A 21,989-nucleotide genomic window follows, 5' to 3' on the forward strand; every position below is an offset into this window, starting at 1 on the left:
GTTGAGATGTCAGTAGAGCTAATCCACCCGATCGCAATGGACCCAGGTCTACGTTTTGCGATCCGTGAAGGCGGTCGTACAGTTGGTGCTGGTGTAGTTGCTAAAGTAACTGCATAATCGCTGATTGTGTAAGAAAAGCGCCTCTTTGAGGCGCTTTTTTTTGATTCAAACTTTTATAAAACTAAAAATAAATTGTCTGACAATGATTTCAAAAGCTGTCCTTATCTGATATCGGCTTGACCTAAACTGCACTTATGTAAAAAAAATTACCACGTAATATACAGATAAGAATATGAATATTACATTTTTGGGCCTGGGTTGGCCTGATGGGAGTGGTCACATGAATGCGAAAGTAAATATTACCAATCGTGCGGGTGCTAGTTTTCCAGTTCGTCGCATGAACTTTGATTTTGATGCTGTACCGGAATATTGGATGAATGGTTCAGCAGGTCTCACTCATTTTATGACCGCATTATCTGCGCTATTTCCAGCAGGTGAAAAGTTTTTTATAGATTCAGTCCGCGCGGTACGTAACCATCCTGCAATTGCCAATAATGAAGCATTACAAAAAGAAATTTCTGCTTTTATTGGTCAGGAAGCCATGCATACTCACGAGCATATCGGCTTTAATGCTTCTGCGCAAAAACATGGGCATGATGTCGAGACGCTTGATCGTTATACCGATAAAGTCATTCAAACGACACGTAAAGTCATGGCTAAACTGGGTAAGCCTGTGGGAATTACCCAAGAAATGGTAGATTTGACTGCAACTACGGCACTTGAGCATTTCACTGCAACCATTGCCTCACAGCTTTTGACCAATAGCCACATTCAGGAATTGATGACAGATGAAACCATGAAAACCATGTGGTTATGGCATGCTATCGAGGAAAATGAACATAAGGCAGTTGCATATGATGTCTTTGAAGGAGTTTTTGGCAAAGGCCTAAAAGCCTATGCACTGCGTACTTCATCCTTGGTCATCGCAATGGCAACCTTATTTGTGGTGCAAAGTTATTTCCTTGCGCGATTGCTCAAACAGGATCAGCAGTTTAATCTTGAGTCCTTAAAAGCCATTTATACCTATGCCTATAGTCCTTCTAAAGGGGTCATTACCGGTATGGCGAAAGAAATGCTGATGTATTTTAAACCGGGATTCCATCCGAATGATCATCATACAGATCAACTGTTGGCGATCTGGAAAGCTAAATTGGGTTTGTGACAGAACTGAATATTGAAGAGCGACTGAAATCGCTCTTTTTTTTGCTCGATTTTTTGGATGAAGTTTCTATAATGCGGAGGTTGATTCTATATAAGATGAACGAAGATGATTCGTTTAATGCAAGCAGCGGATGTAGAAGCCGTTGCAAAGATTGAGAGATCGGTTCAATCACATCCCTGGACTTTAAAACAGTTCGAAGATGCTGTAACGGCTTATCAAAGTACCGTGATTGAAGTGCAAGGGCAGGTGGCCGGATTTTGTATTTTACAACCAGTGCTGGATGAAGCCAATTTATTGCTCATGGCAATTAATCCGGCACAGCAAGGTCAGGGCTTGGGCTATCAGTTGCTGGAGGCTTCAGTGGCGATGCTAAAAAATAATCCGGTACAGATTTTCCTGGAAGTACGCGAGAGTAATCAGGCTGCGATCAAGCTATATGAAAAATCAGGCTTTCATCAGATTGATCTGCGCAAGAACTATTATCCAAATGCCAACGGAAGCCGTGAACATGCCATCATTATGGTAAAAGCATGTACGGATGATTTTGCTAGTCTATTTAAATAATACAAACTGACGACCTTATTTAATAATCTGGTGATTCCATCCGCTGGGTAAGGTCGTCATTAATGAGTTTCCCAAGTGCTGAATCTCCGTGGCACTTAGGGCATGATTTAAGCGTCGCCATTGTCCATCGATCAAGAGTTCCAGTGGCAGATACTGAGATTTGTAATTCATTTTGCTAGAATGCGGCACCCAATATCCCAGATAGATAAATTGTAAGCCCAGCTTTTGTGCATGTTCAATCTGTTTCAAGATTGCAAAAGCACCAAGTGAGCGGCGATTTTCATCTGGGTCAAAGAAGGTATAGACGGCAGAAATGCCATCATCCAGCAAGTCACAGGTTGAAACACTGATTAGACGCTCACCTTGCCATAATTCTAGAAAGAAGCTGTCGGTGCAGCTTTGCAATAAAAATTTTTCGAACTGATCCCGGGTGGGTGGGAACATATCGCCATCTGCGTGGCGTTCATTGATATAGCGTTCATACAGCGCATAATGTAGGTCCCCGGCGTGATCTGGACTGGTAATTTTTATCACCAGATCCTGATTACGTTTCCAGGCTTTTTTTTGTGAACTGTTCATGCGGAATTCAGCGACAGGCACACGCGAAGATAGGCATTGACGACACAGATGACATTCGGGGCGATAGACGAAATCACCACTGCGACGGAAACCGGTACGTGACAGTTCCGATAAAGTGACTACATCAATTCGATGTGCAGGATCCAGAAAAACCATGCGCGCCGACTTGTTGGGCAAATAGCTACAATCATGCGGCGGCGTAATATAATACTGTAAATCGTTCAGTAGGGCCTTTGGCTGATAAGAGTTCATAACAACTACCCTCTGTTATTTTCATTCACTTAAGCGCGTGTTTTGCGCTATTGTTTTACTTGAAAATACACCTTCCTGATACTTTTTCCAATCAATCGCAGGCTTTTTTACAATATCTTGTAAAGAATTAAGATAAACTTGGCGAGAAAGTGTGCAGGCACCCAGGCTTAACAGATGATCGTTCACCAGTTGGCAGTCGATCCAGGGTAGTTTATTTTCCTGTCCAATCAGCATTAAGGTATAGAAAGCCATTTTAGAAACATCGGTTTGCGTACTAAACATAGATTCACCAAAACAGCCTTGACCGATGGTCACACCATAAAGTCCACCGACGACGCGATCTTCATCCCAGACCTCAATGCTATAGCCATATCCTGCGTCGAACATGTCGCAATAGCCTGCGATAATATCTTCACTGATCCAGGTATCGTCTGCATAAGCACGGGGTAGGGAGCAGGAACGAATCACTCTTTCAAAAGCATGATTGACCGTAATTTTATAGTCCTGCTTTTTCATATTGCGTAGCAGGGATTTGCTTGGATGATAATCTTCGGGGCGAATAATGCAGCGTGGTTCCGGACTCCACCAGCAAATCGGATCACCTTCTGAAAACCATGGAAATAATCCATGCGTATAGGCTTCATAAAGTGTGGAAGGGGAGAGGTCTGCACCAATACAAATCAATCCTTCACCTTCAGGATCAACCTCGACCGGATTGGGAAAAATGAATTCTGAGGGAGGAAGTAAAGACATGGCAGACCCAACATAAATCTATAGATAAATCATCATCTCATTCTAGCAATAAAAAAGCCGCCCATAATGGACGGCTTTTTTATTCTTGCTGCTTAGTCTAGTTTACCCATCGCATCAAGATATTTTTCTGCATCCAGCGCAGCCATACAGCCTGAACCCGCAGAAGTAATGGCTTGACGATAAATGCTGTCCGCAATATCACCTGCTGCAAATACACCCGGTACGGAAGTTTGTGTTGCATTACCTGCAGTACCGCTTTGCACCTGGATATAGCCGTCACGAAGCTCTAACTGGCCTTCGAACATGGCGCTATTTGGCTTATGACCAATCGCCACAAACATACCCGTCACATCAACGTTTTGAGTAGAGTCATCTTGAGTTGATTTAAGACGAACCGAGGTCACGCCAGATTGTGCATCGCCTAGAACTTCATCGACCTGATGGTTCCAGATAATGCTGATCTTGCCTTCTTTTTCTTTGGCAAATAAATGATCTTGCAAGATCTTTTCAGAACGTAGTGAATCACGACGGTGAACCAGAGTCACGTGAGAAGCAATATTAGATAGATACAACGCTTCTTCAACAGCGGTATTACCACCACCTACGACCATAACTTTCTGGTTTTTATAGAAGAAACCATCACAGGTTGCGCAAGCACTGACACCTTGACCCATATAGGCTGCTTCAGATTCCAGACCGAGGTATTGGGCAGTTGCACCGGTACAGATAATCAGGGCATCACAGGTGAATTCTTCCATATCGCCTTTTAACACGAACGGGCGCTGGCTAAGATCCACTTCATTGATATGGTCATACACGATTTCAGTGCCAAAACGCTCTGCATGTGCCTGCATACGTTCCATCAATGCGGGACCAGTCAAACCTTCGGGATCACCCGGCCAGTTATCGACGTCAGTCGTCGTGGTCAGCTGACCGCCCAGTTGCAAGCCTGCAATCAGGGTAGGTTTCAAGTTTGCACGCGCTGCATATACTGCTGCGCTATAGCCTGCAGGGCCAGAACCTAAAATAATCAGTCGTGAGTGACGTGCGCTCATCAGCTGTATCCTTTTTTATTTAGAAATTTATTGAATTATACGTGAAACTGTATAACAGTGGTGTGAGATTAAAGTCGATATTATTGATCATTGAAATCGATTTGGGCTATATAGCATAAGTAACATTGTGCTTGCACAATAGTGCATCTTTTTTCACAGAACAGGTGCATAATATGTATTTTATTGCGTCGCTTTTTTCAAGCATTGAAGCAAAAGAATATTCATGAAGAATTGGTTACAGGACAGTATATGACAGCGGTGTCGAGTGCCTATGCACAGCGCTTAGTAATGACATTATTTTTAGTCTCATTTGGGATTTATCTGTTTCTTGCAACAGTGACCTATACGCCATTTGATCCGGGGTGGATGCATATCTCCAGTGATACGCAGACCGTTTCGAATGCCAGTGGGGTAGCGGGTGCCTGGATTGCAGACCTTTTGTTTGGCTTCCTTGGTTGGGCAAGTCTGCTGATCCCTGTCTATCTGTTTATGGAAGCGATTCAGGTCTGGTGGCCGCGTAGCTTCCTGAACCGGCCATTTCGCTATGCTGCGCAATTCTTCCTGTTGCTGACCACCTCAGCGCTGTTGTTTTTATTTTGGCAAGTCCCTGCTGATACGCTGGATAATTCTTCCGGCGGTATTATTGGCTATGAATTAGGCCAGAGTCTGGAACAACTGCTGACAGTATACGGTGCAGCATTCTTCCTGCTGGTGCTTTGGGTGGTGCTATTTACCTTGGCGTTTGGGGTGAAATGGAACAAGACCTGGAGCAGCCTCAAAGCAACCCCTGCTTATTTACAAGACCTGTTCTACCGCAATGTGCCTGAAGGCATGTCTGATTTTGACCGGACTGCACCTGTCGCCAAAAAAGAGCCAGTCATTAGTGCAAAAAAAGTAGCGGTTGCAGTAACACCTGCGCCTGAGCATCAACTGGTAGAAATAGATCCGGTGGTGCGCGATCAGGTGGCTGAACGCTTATTTGATGATTTTGCCGATAAAGAATCACAACAACCGCAGTTTTATGAGGATATTCCTGAGGCTGAGCAGCAGGCTCCTGAGCCAGTCGAGACATTTAAGCAAGTACAGCAAGTGCCTCAACAGCCGGATCGTGTGGTAGCGACAGGCGAGGTGTGGCGTGCCTTACATTCAAATGAAGATCAGCGCCATAAACAGGATATTGATGCCTTACTCAAAGCAGCCGAAGAAGAACAGCTTAATTCTCCAGTCTCACATATAACCGCTCCTCAACCTGTTTCAGCACAGACTCATGCTCACACCAGAACCGCATCGGCTCCACATACAGGCCTGGACTGGGATGATGATGAAATCTTTGATGAACTTCTGGCTGCAGTTCCGCAAGGCAAAACTGCGACCGATGTGCATAGTCCATTCAATACAGCGCCAGCCGAAAAGACGGCAAGAATTGTAGAAGACATGACCAATGTTGCACCTGTCATGGCGTCTATGACAACGGCACATGTCGTGAAAAATAGCGCATTACAGGCCGATCTGGATGACCTGGGTGATTTACTGATTGAAGAAGATGAGCCAAGCCAACCAGTACGTGCATCAAGCTATGCCCAATCTTCTGCTTTTGTTCAGGCACCAATTCAGCATCAGGGTATAGAGCAACCAGTATCTCCTCCTTCTGCAACTCATGCAGCAGTACGCGAGGCTTTATCTAAAGAAGAATTTGTAGAAGCCTGGCAAGAAACGGCTGGTAAACCACAAGATGAAGACGAGTTTGATTTTGATGCTCCTTTAACTGATGCTTCAGGCCGTCCGATGTCACGTGCCATGCAGGTGGTGGAGCGCCGAAAAGATTTATCACCGCTTCCAGGTCTGGATTTACTGGATGAAGTCGATCCGAATAAAAAAGTGAATTTTACTGAAGAGCAGCTGGCACGTTTATCTGAATTGCTTGAAATCAAGTTGCAAGAATTCAACGTCAAAGCCAAAGTGGTAGAAGCACAGCCAGGCCCAGTCGTGACACGTTTTGAACTGGATCTGGCGCCAGGAGTAAAAGCCTCTAAAGTGACGAATATTTCGCGTGATTTGGCACGTTCGATGTCGATGGCATCGGTGCGTGTGGTTGAAGTCATTCCGGGCAAACCGTATATCGGAATTGAAGTACCAAACAGTACCCGTGAAATGGTCCGTTTGATCGAACTTTTGACCATTCCAGCCTTCACTGATCCGAATAGCATCCTCTCCATGGCAATGGGTAAGGATATTTCCGGTAATCCGGTGATTGCTGATCTGGGTAAAGCGCCGCATATGCTGGTGGCAGGAACCACAGGTTCCGGTAAATCGGTGGCGGTCAACTCGATGATTCTATCGATGTTGCTGAAATATACACCGGATGAATTGCGTCTTATTCTGATCGATCCGAAGCAGCTGGAACTGGCGAACTATAACGATATTCCACATTTGTTGACGCCTGTAGTTACCGATATGAAAGATGCGGTCAGCGCATTGAACTGGTGTGTCAATGAAATGGAACGTCGTTATAAACTGATGTCTTTCCTGAAAATCCGTAAACTGAGCGACTATAACCGCAAAGTGGAAGAGGCGATTGCCAATGGTGAAGACCTGATCGATCCAACCTGGAAAGCCAGCGATTCTGTTGTGGGTGAGCGTGCGCCGCGCTTAACACCGTTGCCTTCTATTGTGATTGTTGCGGATGAGTTCGCGGATATGATCATGCAGGTGGGTAAAAAAGCTGAAGAAATGATTACCCGTCTGGCACAAAAATCACGTGCTGCTGGTATTCACCTGTTGCTTGCGACCCAGCGTCCATCAGTAGACGTAATCACCGGTTTGATCAAAGCCAATATTCCGACGCGTGTTGCATTGCGGGTCAACTCCAAGATCGATTCGCGTACCATTCTGGATGCGGGTGGTGCTGAAGACTTGCTCGGTCATGGTGACATGCTGTTCTTGGGCCCGGGTAAAATTGAACCTGAGCGTGTGCATGGTGCATTTATTGCCGATGATGAAGTAAACCGGATCTGTGATGCATGGCGTGAACGTGGTTCACCAAACTATGTCGACGAGATCCTGACACCGTTTGATGAAGAGCCATCGGGTCGCGGTTTTGAAGATGGTGGCGACGGTGGATCAGACCGCGATGCACTGTATGACCAGTGTGTGGCTTTTGTACTAGAAACCCGTAAGGCTTCCACTTCATCCTTACAGAGAAAATTCAGTCTGGGCTATAATCGTGCTGCGCGGATCATTGACCAGATGGAAGAAAACGGCATTGTCAGCGGCATGGGCGCCAACGGCAAACGCGAAATTCTGGTTTAGTTTCAGTATATCTTCAATAAAAAAGCCTGCTTTCAAAGCAGGCTTTTTTATGTATTTTTGACTCAGGCAAATTTTGCCAATACATCCAGAAACTCGGCACTTTGACGTGGGTAGGTGGCAATCACGTCATGAATGCGTTGGCCTTCCGGATTGGTTGCATTGACATCACGGCCATCAGCGACAAATTTCGTCAACAGGCGTTCATAATCAAATGGACGCATATGCTTGAAAGCATGATAGAGCACGTGAAAATCAGCATTAACACCTGCAGGAGGAAGCTGGTTCAGGTAGGCAAATACACGCTCATCTGACCATTCTTCGTTAAAGGTCGCTGGTTGAGATAATGCCATCGCAATTTCCTTGATCTAATGTAGTTTTTTCGGCATGAAAAAAGGCAAAATATGAGACTAGATTAGCAAAGCACTGCTTTGCCTAGTCGCAAGACTTGAAGCTATGCTTCAAGTGGGCGGAATATAGCTAAACTACTATTTCTACCACTCTCATATTTTGCCTTGAATCAATTTACTTGACCAATCAAAAATCAGATTATCGTTCTTCAGGTAAATTGATATTCATTTCAAGCATTTCAATATTGGCTTCAGAACGGACCTGCATTTGAATATGCTGTTCATCGACACCGCGAACATAACGATTGACCACTTGCATGATTTCAGTCTTCATCTGGTCAATTTTGTCCTGGCTCAAGCGACGACCCAAGCCTTGTTCGGATGCAACGATCACCTTCAAACGGTCTTTAGCAGTCCGTGCGCTTGATGGTTTATCCTCGCCACTAAAAAGTTTACTCCAGAATCCTGCCATGTCTACGCTCCAAATAGTCGTGCTAACCAGCCCTTAGGTTTTACCTCGATATGACGGTAAGGACGCTCTTCGCCAAGGAAACGCGCAACCAGATCATCATAGGCCTGACCTGCAGAAGCTTCAGTGAAAAGAATCACCGGCTTACCTTCATTCGATGCCTGTAAAACGCTTGGACACTCAGGAATAACGCCCAAGGTCGGTACACGTAAAATATCCTTAGAAATATCATCAATCGTTAGCATTTCCTGTTTATCGGCACGTTCCGGATTGAAACGGGTAATACACAGATGCTTACGAATGCGACCTTCGTTTTGTTCTACTTTTTTAGTTTTACTGTCGAGCATACCAATGATACGGTCAGAGTCACGTACTGAAGAAATCTCAGGGTTGGTCACAATGATGGCTTCATCCGCATGATACATGGCCAAAATAGCACCACGCTCAATACCGGCAGGCGAATCACAGATAATATAATCAAATTCCTGCGAAAGTTCATCCATTACACGAGCAACACCTTCATCGGTTAAGGCATCTTTATCACGTGTTTGTGATGCAGGTAAAATATATAAATTTTCAATATCTTTATCGCGAATCAGTGCTTGTTGTAATCGTGCTTCGTTATTTAAAACATTCACAAAATCATAAACTACACGGCGTTCACAGCCCATAATCAAATCAAGGTTACGTAAACCTACATCAAAATCAATAACAACAGTTTTGTGACCGCGTAGGGCTAAACCTGTTGCAAAAGATGCACTCGTTGTAGTTTTACCTACACCACCTTTGCCTGACGTTACGACAACAATTTTCGCCACCGAATCCACTCCTGTTATGGTTCAAATACCCTGTTTAAAATGGGGTTTTTGGTGTTTATTTATACATTAAAATTGTAGAGCTTCAAATACAAGCTCTAGTTGATCATTCAAGTAAATATGCACAGATTTTTTAACTACATGCGGTGGAATATCATCCGCCACACAATAGGTTCCTGCAATTGAAATCAGTTCTGCTTCGAGACTATGACAGAAAATGCGTGCTGCAGTATTGCCACCCGCACCCGCAATGACCCGACCACGTGCGCTGCCATAAACATGAATATTGCCTGAAGCAATCACTTCTGAGCCACTGTTGATACCGGCATTAATAATAATGTCGCCATTATGCTGCACGATACATTGGCCGGTACGCAGGATTTCATCATGATATGAGGTGATATGCGCGACGATCGGAGCAGCAGGTGCTTGATTATCATTCACCGCTGTAGGTTCTGGTTTAACTTCCACCACCTGTTCTTTGGTGGCTTTAATTTCTTCTAACTGTCGATCAGGTGGCAGTACCGGGAACTGAATGGCGCGCGCCTGATCTCCAAGTAAGCCTTCAGTAACAGCCATAGGCTGTACATCCAGACTGATTAATAGTTGGATCAGCGCAATGAGTTCCTGTTCAACTGAACTTTCAATGACTGCCAAAGTGCCGGGTGGAAACGCTGCTTGTAATTTTGGGCTAAGTTGCTGGCGGATTGCATCATGATCATTGGTATCTAGGCTAATGCGTATCGCATTGACCATTCTGCCTTTTATCCGTATATCAGCCATAATTCTTCCTTAAATACTTCTGACGTGCTGGTTTGGTGTCGAAGCAATGTTGTAAATAGTGCAAATCCTAGAACAAATTGCAGTAATTCTCTAGCGATCTCAGTTATTTTTTTATGCGAACAGAACCGGACGGATTGATCTGATTCTGTACTTTAAACTTTACTTATCTATTGAGCTCTGATTTTGCTCATGTTCTTCTAAAATCTGTTGCCACTGTTTGACTTTCACCTGTTTTCGGATTGCTTCAAGTGTTTCAAAAACAGCCGATTCGACCAATTTATCAATATGTGGATTATGTTCAATCTGAATCTGGCTGATTTTATCTGAAATTAGGGTAAAAGTCGGATTTTCTTTTTGACCTGTGTGGGTAAATGGTTCAATCAGTCCTTGCGTGATATTTTCACCCAGGCGTTGACCAATACTTTGAATTTGCTGTTCAATCCGGCTGCCCACAATTGGAATCAAACGTAATAATTGGGTCAATTCAGGAGTGTCTTCAATCGCCTGATTCACTACTTGCCCTACATTTTTAGCGATCATGGAACGTTGTGACTGTAATTCCTTGCCTAAAGATTCCTGCAAGATATCTGCCAAGGCAATGGCCAGTAATTTACGATGATGTTCCACCAAATCATCAATTAACTGTTTATGTGATGTGCTCGTGGTCAGTTCACGTTTAATACCGTCCAGTACAGTCAGTACCACTCGACTAGAAAGCTCTTCCATCAGCATGTTGTAATAAAAGTTGCCTTGGCGATACCAGCGATTGGGAATTACTTTATAACCATGGCTATGCAGGTTGTAGCCAATCGCGACGGCTCGCAGCAGGCGCAGGAAACGTAGCTGAGGGATAATGGATAAAATTTCATACCAGTGCACAAAAGGGAAGAACCACCAGCGTCGATGATGACGCAGGACAATTGCGATGACCCAGCGTGCCAGTAATTCACAGACCAAGAAAGTGGTAAACCAGCCCTCGGTAATGATGACCCAAGGGCGTAAATCACTTTTATAAAACTGCAAGATTTCCGGTAAACGAATGAAGTCAAACAACCACTGACCAAAATCGCTCATTAAAATGGCGTTGGCACTGAGACAGAACAGATTGATGATGATTAAAACCATCATGAAAATGTCGTAAATCAGTGCAATTTTCCAGCCCCATGTTCCTTTACGAACAAATTTAAATGAGCTGGAGGTAATGTCCGGGTTGTCGTTGTTCATAATTACTCAGTTACAGATCCGATCGGGGCTTGGGCAAAGTTCTGCTGCATTTGTGCGATGAGCTGATCTTTTTCAGTCCAGATCTGATCTATCCATTTCTGGAAACGTGCACGGTATTCAGCATCATCTTCATAATTGCCACCGAGCACCCAGTCAGGAATATCAATTTTTCTTAAATTTACCGCAATACGTGGCACTTCACCTAACCAAAATTCACCATAGCCCGGAATACCGTCAGGATAAACAATGGTCATGTCGACCAGCGCATCAATTTTATCGCCGAGAATACTGAGCGCCAATGCCAGACCACCGGCTTTAGGTTTCAGTAAATGTGTATAGGGTGACTGCTGCTGATCATGCTTTTCTTGGGTAAAACGCGTGCCTTCCAGATAATTTAACAGGGTAAAAGGCTGACTGATCAACTGTTCACAAGATTTGCGTGCTTCTTCCATATCCCGATATTTCAGTGCAGGATTTTTAGCAATCTGTTCCTTGCTATGCCGCTTCATCATCGGGAAGCCCAAGATTTTAAAGGCCTGACCAACAAAAGGAATAAAAATAAGTTCCCATTTGGTAAAGAAACGCGTCAGGGGCATACGGGTCAGACCGAAGTACTGGTTGACCGTGGTATCGACCCAGCTTTGATGATTACAGGTCATCAAATAACGGCCCTGCATATTCAAATCCAGTGATTCATCTACACTGATTTGCCATTCGGTATTTTTCAGCACATGCTCAATTAGCCAGTTGTTGACCCCTAACCAGCTGTTGGTAATCTTGATATTGGTTTCATCCACTTTTGCGGATTTTTTAAAAAGTTTGGTTAAACCCAAGGCCAGCACCGGGGGGCCATGAAAAAAAGTACTGCCCGTCATGACGGATGTGACCGTCAGGCCACGCGCCAGTTTTTTTAAAGTCGGTTGCTTGTTGCTATTCGATGACATATCCAAACAGTCCCCAGAGATTAATCACTTAAATTTTTTCATATTTTGAGTAATATAGAGACAGTTAGGCAAATAAAAAAGCCTAAACAGGAAACTATGAAGATATTGTGACGAACTACTTGGTTTTAGTTACATATAAACATTACAAAATATTACTAAACGATTTATTATTAACAAAAATTCAATGGTTAGCCCATTCAATTTAAATCATTATCTCGCTTAACAACAAAGCATACAACAAGGAGTCATGCGATGCGTGCACTAGTCATTTCAGCAGCTGTAGCAGGGGCCGTAGCACTTACAGGTTGTCAATCAACTGGTAATAACATCGGTGGTGTGGAATATGATAAAGCTGCTCTAGGTACTTTAATTGGTGCTGCAGCAGGTTACGGTGTTTCTAAAGGCAATGCGAATACCAGCCGTCAAAATAACCGTGCAGCAGCGATTGGTGCTGTTGTTGGTGGTGCAGCGGGTGTGTATCTTGATAACAAAGAGAAAAAATTACGTCAAGCAACAGCTGGTACTGGTGTAGACGTTAACCGTAATGCAGATGGTTCGATTAACCTTGTGATGCCGGGCAGCATTACATTTGACACGAACAAGTCAAATATCAAACCAAACTTTTATGGCACTTTGAACAAAGTAGCGCAAGTATTAACTGAAGATAACAAGAGCGGTATTCTTGTAACTGGTTATACAGACAGCACGGGTAATGACTCAATTAACTTGCCATTGTCTCAAGCACGCGCAAACTCTGTAGCGACTTACTTGGCAGGCCAAGGTGTTTCACGTACACGTATTAATGCTCAAGGTTTAGGTTCAGCGAACCCAATTGCAGACAATACAACTGCCGCAGGTAAAGAGCAAAACCGTCGTGTAGAAATCGCGGTATATGCAGTTCAATAATTCTTGAACGCTTAAGAAAAAACCACCTTCGGGTGGTTTTTTTATATCTGAATATTGATCTGATTAATCGTATTTTAAATTAGGCAACTGACGCAGAGATGACTATAATCGGAGCCGAATCTAGAAGAGGAAGCCATATGTCACTCGCCAGTCAGTTAAATGACAAGCAACTTGAAGCCATGAAATACACTCAAGGACCCTTGTTAGTACTTGCAGGAGCGGGTTCAGGCAAGACTTCAGTGATCACGCGAAAAATCGCGTATTTAGTCAAGCATTGCGGGATTCCCGCACATCGTATTACCGCAATGACCTTTACCAACAAAGCAGCACGTGAGATGAAAGAGCGTGTCAGCAAATTGTTGACGCGTGAAGAAAGTAAAGGCGTTTCAGTTTCGACCTTCCATACTTTTGGCCTGAATATGCTGCGCCTGGAGTTGAAACATACCCCACTGAAAAATAATTTCTCGATTCTGGATGCTGACGACTGTAAACGCATTCTGATGGATCTGATGCAGCGTGACAATTTATCCGGTGCAGAAAGCAAAGAACTGATTGCCAAAGCCATGAAAATGATCTCGGACTGGAAAAATGATCTGATTCCACCCGAGCAGGCACATACCACCTGTGAAACTGCCGAAGATGTGCAGTTTGCGCATTTATATCAATTATATGAACGTAATTTGCGTGCCTATAACGCCGTGGATTTTGATGACCTGATTGTGATGCCAACGCGCTTGCTGCAGGAAAATGCCGAAGTTCGTGACAAATGGCAAAATCGCGTGCGTTATTTGCTGGTCGATGAATATCAGGATACCAATACGGCGCAGTATATTCTGGTGAAATTACTGGTTGGCGTGATGGGACAGTTCACCGCCGTAGGCGATGATGACCAGTCGATTTATGCCTGGCGTGGTGCTAAACCGGAAAATATGGCCTTGCTGCAGCAGGATTTTCCTAATTTAAAAGTGATTAAACTGGAACAGAACTATCGTTCGACCAGTCGTATTCTCAAAGCAGCCAACACCGTGATTGGTAATAATCCGCATATTTTTGATAAAAAGCTTTGGTCGGACAAAGGCCATGGTGAAGTGATCCGTGTGATTACCTGCCGCAATGATGATGATGAAGCAGAACGCGTGGTTAAAGACCTGATCACGCATAAATTGATGAACGGTAAAAGCTGGAAAGATTATGCGGTGTTGTACCGCGGCAATTTCCAAGCGCGTATTTTAGAAACCCATCTGCGCCAGATGCAGATTCCGTATAAATTATCTGGCGGACAGTCCTTCTTCGCACGTGCCGAAATCAAGGACATGATGAGCTATTTACGCTTGATCATTAACCCTGAAGATGACAGTGCATTTTTACGAATTATCAATACGCCAAAACGGGCAATTGGTCCGGTAACGCTGGAAAAGCTCGGTCTATTTGCTCAGGAAAATAATCTGTCGCTTCTGGCTGCGGCTGCGGATCAGCGTCTGACCATGGCGATTCCGAAAAAGGCCACGACTCAATTGGCTGAGTTTGCCGATTTTATTGAGGGTTTTACCCGCAATTTACTGGATGATGATGAACCAGTGCCAATTATCCGCCAGATGATGATTGAAGCCGGTTATATCGATTACATCAAGGAAACTGCAGCCACACCAGCGCAGGAAAAGACCAAGCTCGACAATATCGAAGTGCTCTATAGCAGCATTCAAAGCCTGATTAACCGCGCTGAAGATGTTGATGAAAAAAATATTGAAAGTGTGATTCGTAAAATGGTGCTGCTGGACATGCTCGAGCAGCAGCAGGAAGAAGAGGACACCGATAAAGTCAATTTATTGACTTTGCATGCGTCTAAAGGTCTGGAATTTCCTTATGTCTATCTGATCGGGCTGGAAGAAGAAATTCTGCCACATAAAAACTCGATCGCTGCAGAAACGGTCGAAGAGGAACGCCGTCTGATGTATGTGGGTATTACCCGTGCACGTCAGGGCTTGACCATTACTTTGGCAGAACAGCGCAAGGCGGGCGGGCAGATGAAGCAAATGACCCCAAGCCGTTTCCTGGATGAATTACCAGAAGATGAGCTGGAATGGTTAGGTCGTAAGAAAAAGCTGGCAAGCAACATCGATCCGAAATTACAAGCCCAACATTATCTTGATAATTTGCGTAACCTCATCAAACGATAAGGTGCAGCGCTGTCACTTATTTTAAATGAAACAACAGGAATGAATACATGAAAGTTCAGGTGAAAGTCCTTGACTCGCGTCTTGGTCAGGAATGGCCATTACCGACTTATGCTACGACAGGTTCAGCGGGGCTGGATTTGCGTGCGTGTGTTGCAGAAACCACAATCATTGAACCAGGCCAAACGGTTTTGGTAAAAACTGGTTTAGCAATCTATATTGAAGATCCTGCATTTGCTGGTCTGATCTTGCCACGTTCGGGTTTGGGCCATAAACATGGGATCGTGTTGGGTAACCTGGTAGGTTTAATTGATTCTGATTATCAGGGTGAATTGATGGTATCCGTTTGGAACCGTAGTCAGACGGCATTCAGCTTAGAGCCAGGTGAACGTTTGGCGCAGTATGTGTTGGTTCCTGTGGTACAAGCTGAATTCGATCTGGTGAATGAATTCGAAGCGACTGAACGCGGTGCTGGCGGTTTTGGTCATACGGGTAAAAACTAAGTTTTAATAATGGTTTACATTCATTAACTGGATGTAAGCCATTTTTAGTTGATTAGATTAAATATTAAAAAAAATGAGTGGGTTGAAATATATTTAAAAAATAAAACCTTATTTTTCGGCCAAGTAGAATTATTTAAATCTAAAAATTTATGTAGTGATCAAATATCTAATCAGATGAAACTCAAAATAAATATAATTAAATAATCATTGTTTAATTACAAGAACCCTATAATTCTAAAGTTGTAGATTATATTTTTATAATTGATTGTTACATTGAAATCGTTTAAAAATAGCGAGTCTTAAAACAAAAACAAATGTTTAAAGTCATTATGATGAAATCATCATTTTAAATCTCCTTATTTTAACGAATAGTGAAAAGACAGTTTTATGGGATCTATGAATCATCCATTCCCCATGCATATCTTTCGTGCCTATGACATACGCGGTAAAGTCAGTCTATTAGGTGCCGGGATCATTGATGCAATTGCCCACGGTTTAGCTCAGCAGTATCAGGCTGTGGGACAGACATGTGTCGCCATTGGTTATGATGCACGCATCAGTAGTCCGGCTTTTGCCGACATCATTGCCCGTATTTTTAAAGACTATTCGCTGGAAGCCACTATTATAGGCTGTTGTTCCAGCCCGATGCTGTATTTCACCGCACGCCAGTTTGATGGCAATGGCATTATGGTCACCGCCAGTCATAATCCTAAAGAAGATAATGGGATTAAATGGATTATTGATGGTGAACCACCTTGTCCTGAGATGATTCAACAGGTGGCCCAACTGGCAAAGTCGCATTGCGATAGCCAGCTACTTGGTTTAGCCGAACTGCCGCATCAGATTATTCCAGAGTTTTGCCTGCAGTATCAGCAGGGAATATTAGAAGATATTCAATTAAAGCGCTCATTTAAAGTGATTCTGGATGGTCTGCATGGCTCCGCCGGACGTTGTGCCGACTTGGTACTCAGAAAAATGGGCTGTGAAGTGACTGCTTTACGTTGTGAGGCCAATGGACATTTTCCGGATCATGCGCCGGATCCTTCGCAGGACAAACATCTTGAGACTTTACGCCAAACTGTCATGCAACAGCAGGCTGATCTCGGTATTGCCCTGGACGGTGATGGCGATCGCCTGGTTCTGGTTGATGAACAGGGTCAGATTATCACAGCCGATCAGTTATTATGTCTGTTTGCCGAAATTTGCCTAAGCGATTCAGCACCACGCCAATTTGTTTATGATGTGAAATGTTCAACTCTGGTTCGCGATACAGTGCAACGTCTGGGCGGGGAACCGGTGATGATTCGTACCGGCAGTTCATTTCTCAGAACTTATCTGAACCAGTCTCAGCATCAGGCGATTTTTGGTGGGGAATATGCCGGACATTATGTCTTTAATGATGGTCGCGGCTGGGGCTATGATGATGGCCTCTATGCAGCGCTCAGAGTCATGGAATATCTCGACCAAACGGGGCAAACTCTCGCGCAGGCCTTGGCGGCTTATCCAAAACGACATGGTACTGAAGATCTTTATATTTCAACGCGTCAAGTACGTCCTGTTGAGCTTTTAAACTTCGTTGAACAACAATCCGCAAGAATTAATGCGCAAATCAGTAAAATTGATGGGATACGTCTTGATTCTGAGGATGGTTTTGGCATCATTCGAGCATCCAATACAGGTGAGTATTTCACAGTGCGCTTTGATGCCAATAATGCCCAAGGTCTAAATGAAATTCGTCATCTGTTTGTAGCCATGTTGCGTGACCGTTATCCAGAGATCGCTCAAGACATTTTAGATGCTCAATAAGGAGAGGCGAATGCCAAATCAACAAACAGGCATCGACAAAGCACAGATTTTGACAGAAGCTTTGCCGTATATTCAACGCTTTGCGGGTAAAACCCTGGTGGTAAAATACGGCGGTAACGCGATGACCGATCCTGAGCTGGAAAGTTCATTTGCACGTGATATCGTATTATTAAAAACAGTCGGTATTAATCCGATCGTGGTACATGGTGGTGGCCCGCAAGTCGATTCCATGCTGAAACAGCTGGGCCGCGAATCAGACCGTATTGACGGCATGCGCGTGACTGATCCTGCGACCATGGAAGTAGTCGAGATGGTACTTGGCGGTAGCGTTAACAAATCTATCGTGAACCTAATTAACCAGCATGGTGGTCGTGCGATTGGTCTTACCGGTAAAGACGGCAACCTGATTCGTGCGCAAAAGCTGCTGATGGAAAAAGTGGCTGAAGATGGTTCAGTTGAGCAAATTGATCTGGGTCTGGTCGGTGAAGTCGTTGGCGTGAAAACCGATGTTCTGGAAATGTTTACCAATAGTGACTTTATTCCAGTCATTGCCCCGCTAGGTGTCGATGAAGAAGGCAATACCTATAATATCAATGCTGATTTGGTCGCTGGTAAAGTCGCTGAAGCCCTAGGTGCAGAAAAACTGATTCTACTCACCAATATCACCGGTGTCTTGGATGAAAATAAAAACCTGTTGACTGGTTTGACCACTCAAGAAGTCGATCGTCTGATCGAAACTGGCGTGATTTATGGCGGCATGATTCCAAAGGTCGGTTGTGCGCTGGATGCGGTAAAAGGCGGCGTCGTAAGTGCACATATCGTGGATGGCCGTGTACCTCATGCCAGCTTACTAGAAATTTTCACCGATCATGGTGTGGGCACCCTCATTACCAATCGTGCCAATCCGCATCGTTCTTAAGCCAATTTTTGCGAAAAAGAGTCTCAATAGAGACTCTTTTTTATTTGGATTTCTTATAGCCACCTATTTGAAATGACTGGGACAGTCATGCACAATAAGCTTCTAAGTAAATAGAGAGCTGAAACCAGACCATGTGCCAACTGCTCGGAATGAATTGTGCCACCCCGACGGATATTACTTTTTCTTTTCGCGGGTTTTCCCAGCGGGCGGGCATTACCTCTGATCATGCGGATGGTTTCGGGATTGCTTTCTTTGAAGATAAAGCCTGCCGTCTGTTCGTCGATAACCAGTCCGCGATTGAATCACCGATTGCCGAGCTGGTACGTAATTATCCAATCAAATCACGCAATGTGATTGCCCATATCCGTAAAGCGACCCAAGGCAAAATTAATCTGGAAAACTCGCATCCTTTTAGCCGTGAACTTTGGGGGCGGCAATGGATTTTTGCCCATAATGGCGATTTATATGATTATTTTCCTGAACTGTCAGGGCGCTTTACCCCAGTCGGAAATACCGACAGTGAGCGTGTCTTCTGTTACCTGCTGGATCAACTGGTGAAACGCTTTGGCTATCATGAGCCGAAACTGGATCAGGTTTTCGATCTTCTAGCTGAAATTTCACCTGCAATCGCGGAGCATGGCACCTTTAATTTCTGCCTGTCGAATGGTCAGGCGCTGTTTAGCTATGCGATTACTAAACTCCACTGGCTGGTACGTGAATACCCGTTTAGACCGGCTCAGCTGATTGATATTGATGTCGAAGTGGACTTTAGTCAGGTCACGACCCCTGAAGATCGCGTCGCAGTGATTACCACTGAACCATTGACCCAGAATGAAGAATGGACTGCCTTCCAGCCCGGTGAAATGATCCTGTTTCAGCATGGGGCGAAAGTACGTTCTCAGTTGACGCATGTTGAACGTCTGGAACGTGAACGTCTTGATCCTTCCTTAAAACGCGTCACGCGAGCTGATCAATATTGAAATGCGATTAAAGACGGAGTTTAAACTCCGTTTTTTTATATTTAAAAAATAAGAAAAAATCTAATAATAAATAAAGGTTTATTGCGGATTTTGGTTAATTAATATCTTAGCCTTTTACTCAGGATAAATTATTTTTAATTATATATAACAGAAACTTAAAATGAAAAAGCCGTATTTAGGCGGAAAGCCGACTAATTTGCTTCATTTTTATTTGAATCAATACGCTATATGCTCATTTTCACGTTATAAGTCCTTAATATTTATAGGTGGTCGTAATGAAAATGAAATGGGTTCCAGATTATAATACTGGTATCGATGTGATTGACGATCAGCACAAACGAATTCTCGATTATATCAACGAAATTGATGGAATTGATGCCAATACCGAGCGTGCCCGTATTAAACAGATTCTCGACAATATTATTGATTATACCCAGTCGCATTTCACCTTTGAGGAATCTCTTCAGGAAGAAGCCGGCTATAAATATCGGGTGCCGCATAAACGTGTGCATGACCTGTTTATTAAAAAAATCGAGTCTTATCGTGACCGTTTTGAACTGGGACAGTCCATTGAATCAGAGCTGCACGAAGTATTATCGAAATGGCTGATTAACCATATTCAGCATGATGACGCCGATTATGTCGGTGCCGTGAAAGAAAATATGATGGGGATCATCAAGGAAAAAGAAAAGAAAACAGGTAAAAACTGGTTCGCTCGTTTCTTTTCATAATAAAAGACGTAACGAGATAACAAAAATTAAAATCTAATTATAATTTTTGCGCAGCAAATCACTGTCATGGTGGTTTGCTTTTTGTTTTTGATTTTCACCGCTTCACAAGGCAAAATAGCGCTAGATTTTTATAGGAATGCATCATGCAGGACAATGCTATGTCAAAATGGTTATCGCCGCTGATGGCTTTCTGTTTATCGTTTATTATCATCGCGACGCTCGCACCGATAACCGGTATACAGATTGATCGTCAGCTGGATTTCTGGATGCTCTGGTTGGCCACCATGCTGATTCTGGCGCTTCCAGTCTGCTACTTGGAAATTGCTTTGGCCAAGCGCTCTAAAACAACGCCATTACAGGCGCTGTCGACGCTGACCCGTGAAGCTGATGCGTCACAGAAATGGCGTATTGTCGGCTGGTTAAGTGTGATCTTTATTCCGTTTTTGGCAGGTGCCATGCTGAACAATGCCAGTAATGTTCTGGCGGTTGCTGCACTTGATCTTACACCGAATCTTCTGTTGATCGGATTGGCAATTGCTGCGCTGGCCTTGTCACTGCTGCCACGTCAAATTTTATTAGTGGTTACAGCGATTGGTGTGCTGGCGTCTCTGGTTCTGGCCAATGTGATGGGAACTGCGCTACCTGCATGGCAAGTCACACCAGTCGAGTTCTCGGAATGGGGCAATGCCACCGTATTGGCTTTGGTCGCAAGTGGTCTGGGCATGGGCTTGTACTGGCAATCTAGCCTGAGCGCTGTACAACAACAGGATGTCGCCAGCAAGACGGTATTGCCGATCTGGATTGCGCAGCTAGTTGCTGTCATTGCATTTGCTTTCTTTGCCATACAAGCACAAATTCCTGCATTTACTCTGGTCGCAGCAATGGTGGCAGCTGCCGCATTAATGCTGCAAATGGCACGTGAACAATTACAGCAACGCCAGCTTCATCCTGCAATTCAATGGGCAATTGTGGCGGCGGTCACGCTGATCTGGGCTATTCCAAATCTAAGTCCAATTTTCAATGTGGTGTTGTTAGTCTGGGGCTTATTGATTTGTTTGATCTATGCATTATTTGCCGGCTGGATCATGAAGATCAGTCATTTGCGTAAATCAATGAATTTCAGCTCTGAAGCATTTTATAACATTTGGCGTATTGCAGTACGCGTGGTGTTACCTGTCGGGATTATTCTGGCAATCATTGCTGTCTTGGGACAATTCGTCTGATGAGTGAGGCGATGATCTGGGTAGCGTATGCGACGCCAGAAAAACAATTTCATCTAGCCGTGCCATTTCAGCCCGGCATGACGGCACTGGATGCGATTGAGCAAAGTGGAATACGTGAGCAGGTCGAATTGCCTGAACCCTTATCTTTGGGCATTTTTGGCGTGCGTTTGCAAGATCATCAGCAGCCACTGGCAGCAGGGGATCGGGTAGAAATTTACCGAGCACTGACCATCAATCCTAAAGATATCCGACGTAAACGCGCCGAGAAAAATCCTGTGGGTCGTTATGCCAGAGGCAATCTTTTAAGAAAGCTGAAACCGTCTTCCGAATAGAAAGCGGCTTGAATGAGCAGTAGCCTCAATGATCTGCTCAATCAATCAGCTTAATCAAAAAAGCCCCTGATGATTCAGGGGCTTTTTCATGAGAAACCG

At 44.1% G+C, this 21,989-nt stretch carries 21 protein-coding genes and 1 pseudogene; 13 read left to right on the plus strand and 9 right to left on the minus strand.

What is annotated here, in order from left to right; genetic code table 11:
- From ACP7AK_RS08460 to rimI, 3 genes and pseudogenes are all read left to right on the plus strand, one after another.
- Positions 1-117: pseudogene (locus ACP7AK_RS08460) on the plus strand (hypothetical protein); the annotation flags it as partial.
- A gap of 223 nt (positions 118-340) precedes the next feature.
- Positions 341-1,222: a metal-dependent hydrolase gene (locus ACP7AK_RS08465; protein WP_425879556.1), complete on the plus strand. Its 882-nt coding sequence runs from the start codon at positions 341-343 to the stop codon at positions 1,220-1,222.
- A 105-nt stretch (positions 1,223-1,327) separates the two neighbouring features.
- Positions 1,328-1,786, plus strand: coding sequence for a ribosomal protein S18-alanine N-acetyltransferase (rimI, locus tag ACP7AK_RS08470; protein ID WP_425879558.1), 459 nt, complete (start codon positions 1,328-1,330; stop codon positions 1,784-1,786).
- Positions 1,787-1,801: 15 nt separating this feature from the next.
- Here the strand turns inward: rimI and ACP7AK_RS08475 are convergent, their stop codons facing one another.
- From ACP7AK_RS08475 to trxB, 3 genes are all read right to left on the minus strand, one after another.
- Positions 1,802-2,617 carry an arginyltransferase gene (locus tag ACP7AK_RS08475; protein ID WP_425879560.1) on the minus strand — a complete coding sequence of 272 codons (816 nt, stop codon included), beginning with the start codon at positions 2,615-2,617 and terminating at the stop codon, positions 1,802-1,804.
- Between the two features lie 21 nt (positions 2,618-2,638).
- Positions 2,639-3,370: a leucyl/phenylalanyl-tRNA--protein transferase gene (gene aat / locus ACP7AK_RS08480; RefSeq protein ID WP_425879562.1), complete on the minus strand. Its 732-nt coding sequence runs from the start codon at positions 3,368-3,370 to the stop codon at positions 2,639-2,641.
- A 92-nt stretch (positions 3,371-3,462) separates the two neighbouring features.
- Positions 3,463-4,425, minus strand: a complete 963-nt coding sequence (trxB, locus tag ACP7AK_RS08485; protein WP_121980281.1) for a thioredoxin-disulfide reductase — start codon at positions 4,423-4,425, stop codon at positions 3,463-3,465.
- Positions 4,426-4,674: 249 nt separating this feature from the next.
- On the opposite strand from trxB, the gene ACP7AK_RS08490 reads away from it, so the two are divergent.
- Positions 4,675-7,734, plus strand: a complete 3,060-nt coding sequence (locus ACP7AK_RS08490; protein WP_114541556.1) for a DNA translocase FtsK — start codon at positions 4,675-4,677, stop codon at positions 7,732-7,734.
- 62 nt (positions 7,735-7,796) lie between these two features.
- On the opposite strand, the gene ACP7AK_RS08495 is transcribed toward ACP7AK_RS08490, so the two are convergent.
- The 6 genes from ACP7AK_RS08495 to ACP7AK_RS08520 form a co-directional block, all read right to left on the minus strand.
- Positions 7,797-8,084 carry a PA4642 family protein gene (locus tag ACP7AK_RS08495; protein ID WP_153567141.1) on the minus strand — a complete coding sequence of 96 codons (288 nt, stop codon included), beginning with the start codon at positions 8,082-8,084 and terminating at the stop codon, positions 7,797-7,799.
- A 196-nt stretch (positions 8,085-8,280) separates the two neighbouring features.
- Positions 8,281-8,553, minus strand: coding sequence for a cell division topological specificity factor MinE (minE, locus tag ACP7AK_RS08500; RefSeq protein ID WP_004279256.1), 273 nt, complete (start codon positions 8,551-8,553; stop codon positions 8,281-8,283).
- Positions 8,554-8,555: 2 nt separating this feature from the next.
- Positions 8,556-9,368, minus strand: a complete 813-nt coding sequence (gene minD, locus ACP7AK_RS08505) for a septum site-determining protein MinD (RefSeq protein ID WP_004646120.1) — start codon at positions 9,366-9,368, stop codon at positions 8,556-8,558.
- A gap of 66 nt (positions 9,369-9,434) precedes the next feature.
- Positions 9,435-10,148, minus strand: a complete 714-nt coding sequence (minC, locus tag ACP7AK_RS08510; RefSeq protein WP_114541550.1) for a septum site-determining protein MinC — start codon at positions 10,146-10,148, stop codon at positions 9,435-9,437.
- Between the two features lie 159 nt (positions 10,149-10,307).
- Entirely contained in the window at positions 10,308-11,372 is a 1,065-nt protein-coding gene (locus ACP7AK_RS08515) for a preprotein translocase subunit SecA (protein WP_409655442.1), read from the minus strand.
- Positions 11,373-11,374: 2 nt separating this feature from the next.
- Positions 11,375-12,316, minus strand: a complete 942-nt coding sequence (locus ACP7AK_RS08520) for an acyltransferase (RefSeq protein ID WP_425879567.1) — start codon at positions 12,314-12,316, stop codon at positions 11,375-11,377.
- Positions 12,317-12,568: 252 nt separating this feature from the next.
- Between ACP7AK_RS08520 and ACP7AK_RS08525 the strand changes: the two genes are divergently transcribed.
- From ACP7AK_RS08525 to ACP7AK_RS08565, 9 genes are all read left to right on the plus strand, one after another.
- Entirely contained in the window at positions 12,569-13,222 is a 654-nt protein-coding gene (locus ACP7AK_RS08525) for an OmpA family protein (protein WP_004646124.1), read from the plus strand.
- 137 nt (positions 13,223-13,359) lie between these two features.
- Positions 13,360-15,399: a UvrD-helicase domain-containing protein gene (locus ACP7AK_RS08530; protein WP_005104798.1), complete on the plus strand. Its 2,040-nt coding sequence runs from the start codon at positions 13,360-13,362 to the stop codon at positions 15,397-15,399.
- A 47-nt stretch (positions 15,400-15,446) separates the two neighbouring features.
- Positions 15,447-15,899 carry a dUTP diphosphatase gene (gene dut / locus ACP7AK_RS08535; protein WP_004646127.1) on the plus strand — a complete coding sequence of 151 codons (453 nt, stop codon included), beginning with the start codon at positions 15,447-15,449 and terminating at the stop codon, positions 15,897-15,899.
- A gap of 387 nt (positions 15,900-16,286) precedes the next feature.
- Positions 16,287-17,705 (plus strand): phosphomannomutase/phosphoglucomutase, encoded by a 1,419-nt coding sequence (locus tag ACP7AK_RS08540; protein WP_425879570.1) that lies wholly within the window; start codon positions 16,287-16,289, stop codon positions 17,703-17,705.
- Positions 17,706-17,715: 10 nt separating this feature from the next.
- A complete protein-coding gene (gene argB / locus ACP7AK_RS08545) occupies positions 17,716-18,624 on the plus strand; it encodes an acetylglutamate kinase (RefSeq protein WP_004279270.1) in 909 nt (302 codons plus the stop codon).
- Between the two features lie 131 nt (positions 18,625-18,755).
- Positions 18,756-19,604, plus strand: a complete 849-nt coding sequence (locus tag ACP7AK_RS08550; RefSeq protein ID WP_425879572.1) for a class II glutamine amidotransferase — start codon at positions 18,756-18,758, stop codon at positions 19,602-19,604.
- 275 nt (positions 19,605-19,879) lie between these two features.
- Positions 19,880-20,335 (plus strand): bacteriohemerythrin, encoded by a 456-nt coding sequence (locus ACP7AK_RS08555; protein ID WP_005247102.1) that lies wholly within the window; start codon positions 19,880-19,882, stop codon positions 20,333-20,335.
- 143 nt (positions 20,336-20,478) lie between these two features.
- On the plus strand, positions 20,479-21,558 hold the full coding sequence (locus tag ACP7AK_RS08560) for a hypothetical protein (protein ID WP_180087559.1): 1,080 nt from the start codon (positions 20,479-20,481) through the stop codon (positions 21,556-21,558).
- Entirely contained in the window at positions 21,558-21,890 is a 333-nt protein-coding gene (locus ACP7AK_RS08565) for an RnfH family protein (protein WP_005107703.1), read from the plus strand. The genes ACP7AK_RS08560 and ACP7AK_RS08565 overlap by 1 nt, the downstream gene beginning before the upstream one ends.
- Positions 21,891-21,989 lie beyond the last annotated feature (99 nt).

This window comes from Acinetobacter sp. TWP2-2-3 (genome assembly GCF_049896445.1).
In the GTDB taxonomy this organism is placed as follows: domain Bacteria; phylum Pseudomonadota; class Gammaproteobacteria; order Pseudomonadales; family Moraxellaceae; genus Acinetobacter.

Bases quoted from the DNA above. Each gene is read 5' to 3' on its own strand.
- trxB (WP_121980281.1), bottom strand. From the start codon at position 4,425: ATGAGCGCACGTCACTCACGACTGATTATTTTAGGTTCTGGCCCTGCA.
- ACP7AK_RS08525 (WP_004646124.1), top strand. From the start codon at position 12,569: ATGCGTGCACTAGTCATTTCAGCAGCTGTAGCAGGGGCCGTAGCACTT.
- ACP7AK_RS08490 (WP_114541556.1), top strand. From the start codon at position 4,675: ATGACAGCGGTGTCGAGTGCCTATGCACAGCGCTTAGTAATGACATTA.
- ACP7AK_RS08465 (WP_425879556.1), top strand. From the start codon at position 341: ATGAATGCGAAAGTAAATATTACCAATCGTGCGGGTGCTAGTTTTCCA.
- ACP7AK_RS08475 (WP_425879560.1), bottom strand. From the start codon at position 2,617: ATGAACTCTTATCAGCCAAAGGCCCTACTGAACGATTTACAGTATTAT.
- dut (WP_004646127.1), top strand. From the start codon at position 15,447: ATGAAAGTTCAGGTGAAAGTCCTTGACTCGCGTCTTGGTCAGGAATGG.
- ACP7AK_RS08555 (WP_005247102.1), top strand. From the start codon at position 19,880: ATGAAAATGAAATGGGTTCCAGATTATAATACTGGTATCGATGTGATT.
- argB (WP_004279270.1), top strand. From the start codon at position 17,716: ATGCCAAATCAACAAACAGGCATCGACAAAGCACAGATTTTGACAGAA.
- rimI (WP_425879558.1), top strand. From the start codon at position 1,328: ATGATTCGTTTAATGCAAGCAGCGGATGTAGAAGCCGTTGCAAAGATT.
- ACP7AK_RS08550 (WP_425879572.1), top strand. From the start codon at position 18,756: ATGTGCCAACTGCTCGGAATGAATTGTGCCACCCCGACGGATATTACT.
- ACP7AK_RS08520 (WP_425879567.1), bottom strand. From the start codon at position 12,316: ATGTCATCGAATAGCAACAAGCAACCGACTTTAAAAAAACTGGCGCGT.
- ACP7AK_RS08565 (WP_005107703.1), top strand. From the start codon at position 21,558: ATGAGTGAGGCGATGATCTGGGTAGCGTATGCGACGCCAGAAAAACAA.
- minE (WP_004279256.1), bottom strand. From the start codon at position 8,553: ATGGCAGGATTCTGGAGTAAACTTTTTAGTGGCGAGGATAAACCATCA.
- ACP7AK_RS08495 (WP_153567141.1), bottom strand. From the start codon at position 8,084: ATGGCATTATCTCAACCAGCGACCTTTAACGAAGAATGGTCAGATGAG.
- ACP7AK_RS08540 (WP_425879570.1), top strand. From the start codon at position 16,287: ATGGGATCTATGAATCATCCATTCCCCATGCATATCTTTCGTGCCTAT.
- ACP7AK_RS08530 (WP_005104798.1), top strand. From the start codon at position 13,360: ATGTCACTCGCCAGTCAGTTAAATGACAAGCAACTTGAAGCCATGAAA.
- aat (WP_425879562.1), bottom strand. From the start codon at position 3,370: ATGTCTTTACTTCCTCCCTCAGAATTCATTTTTCCCAATCCGGTCGAG.
- ACP7AK_RS08515 (WP_409655442.1), bottom strand. From the start codon at position 11,372: ATGAACAACGACAACCCGGACATTACCTCCAGCTCATTTAAATTTGTT.
- ACP7AK_RS08560 (WP_180087559.1), top strand. From the start codon at position 20,479: ATGCAGGACAATGCTATGTCAAAATGGTTATCGCCGCTGATGGCTTTC.
- minC (WP_114541550.1), bottom strand. From the start codon at position 10,148: ATGGCTGATATACGGATAAAAGGCAGAATGGTCAATGCGATACGCATT.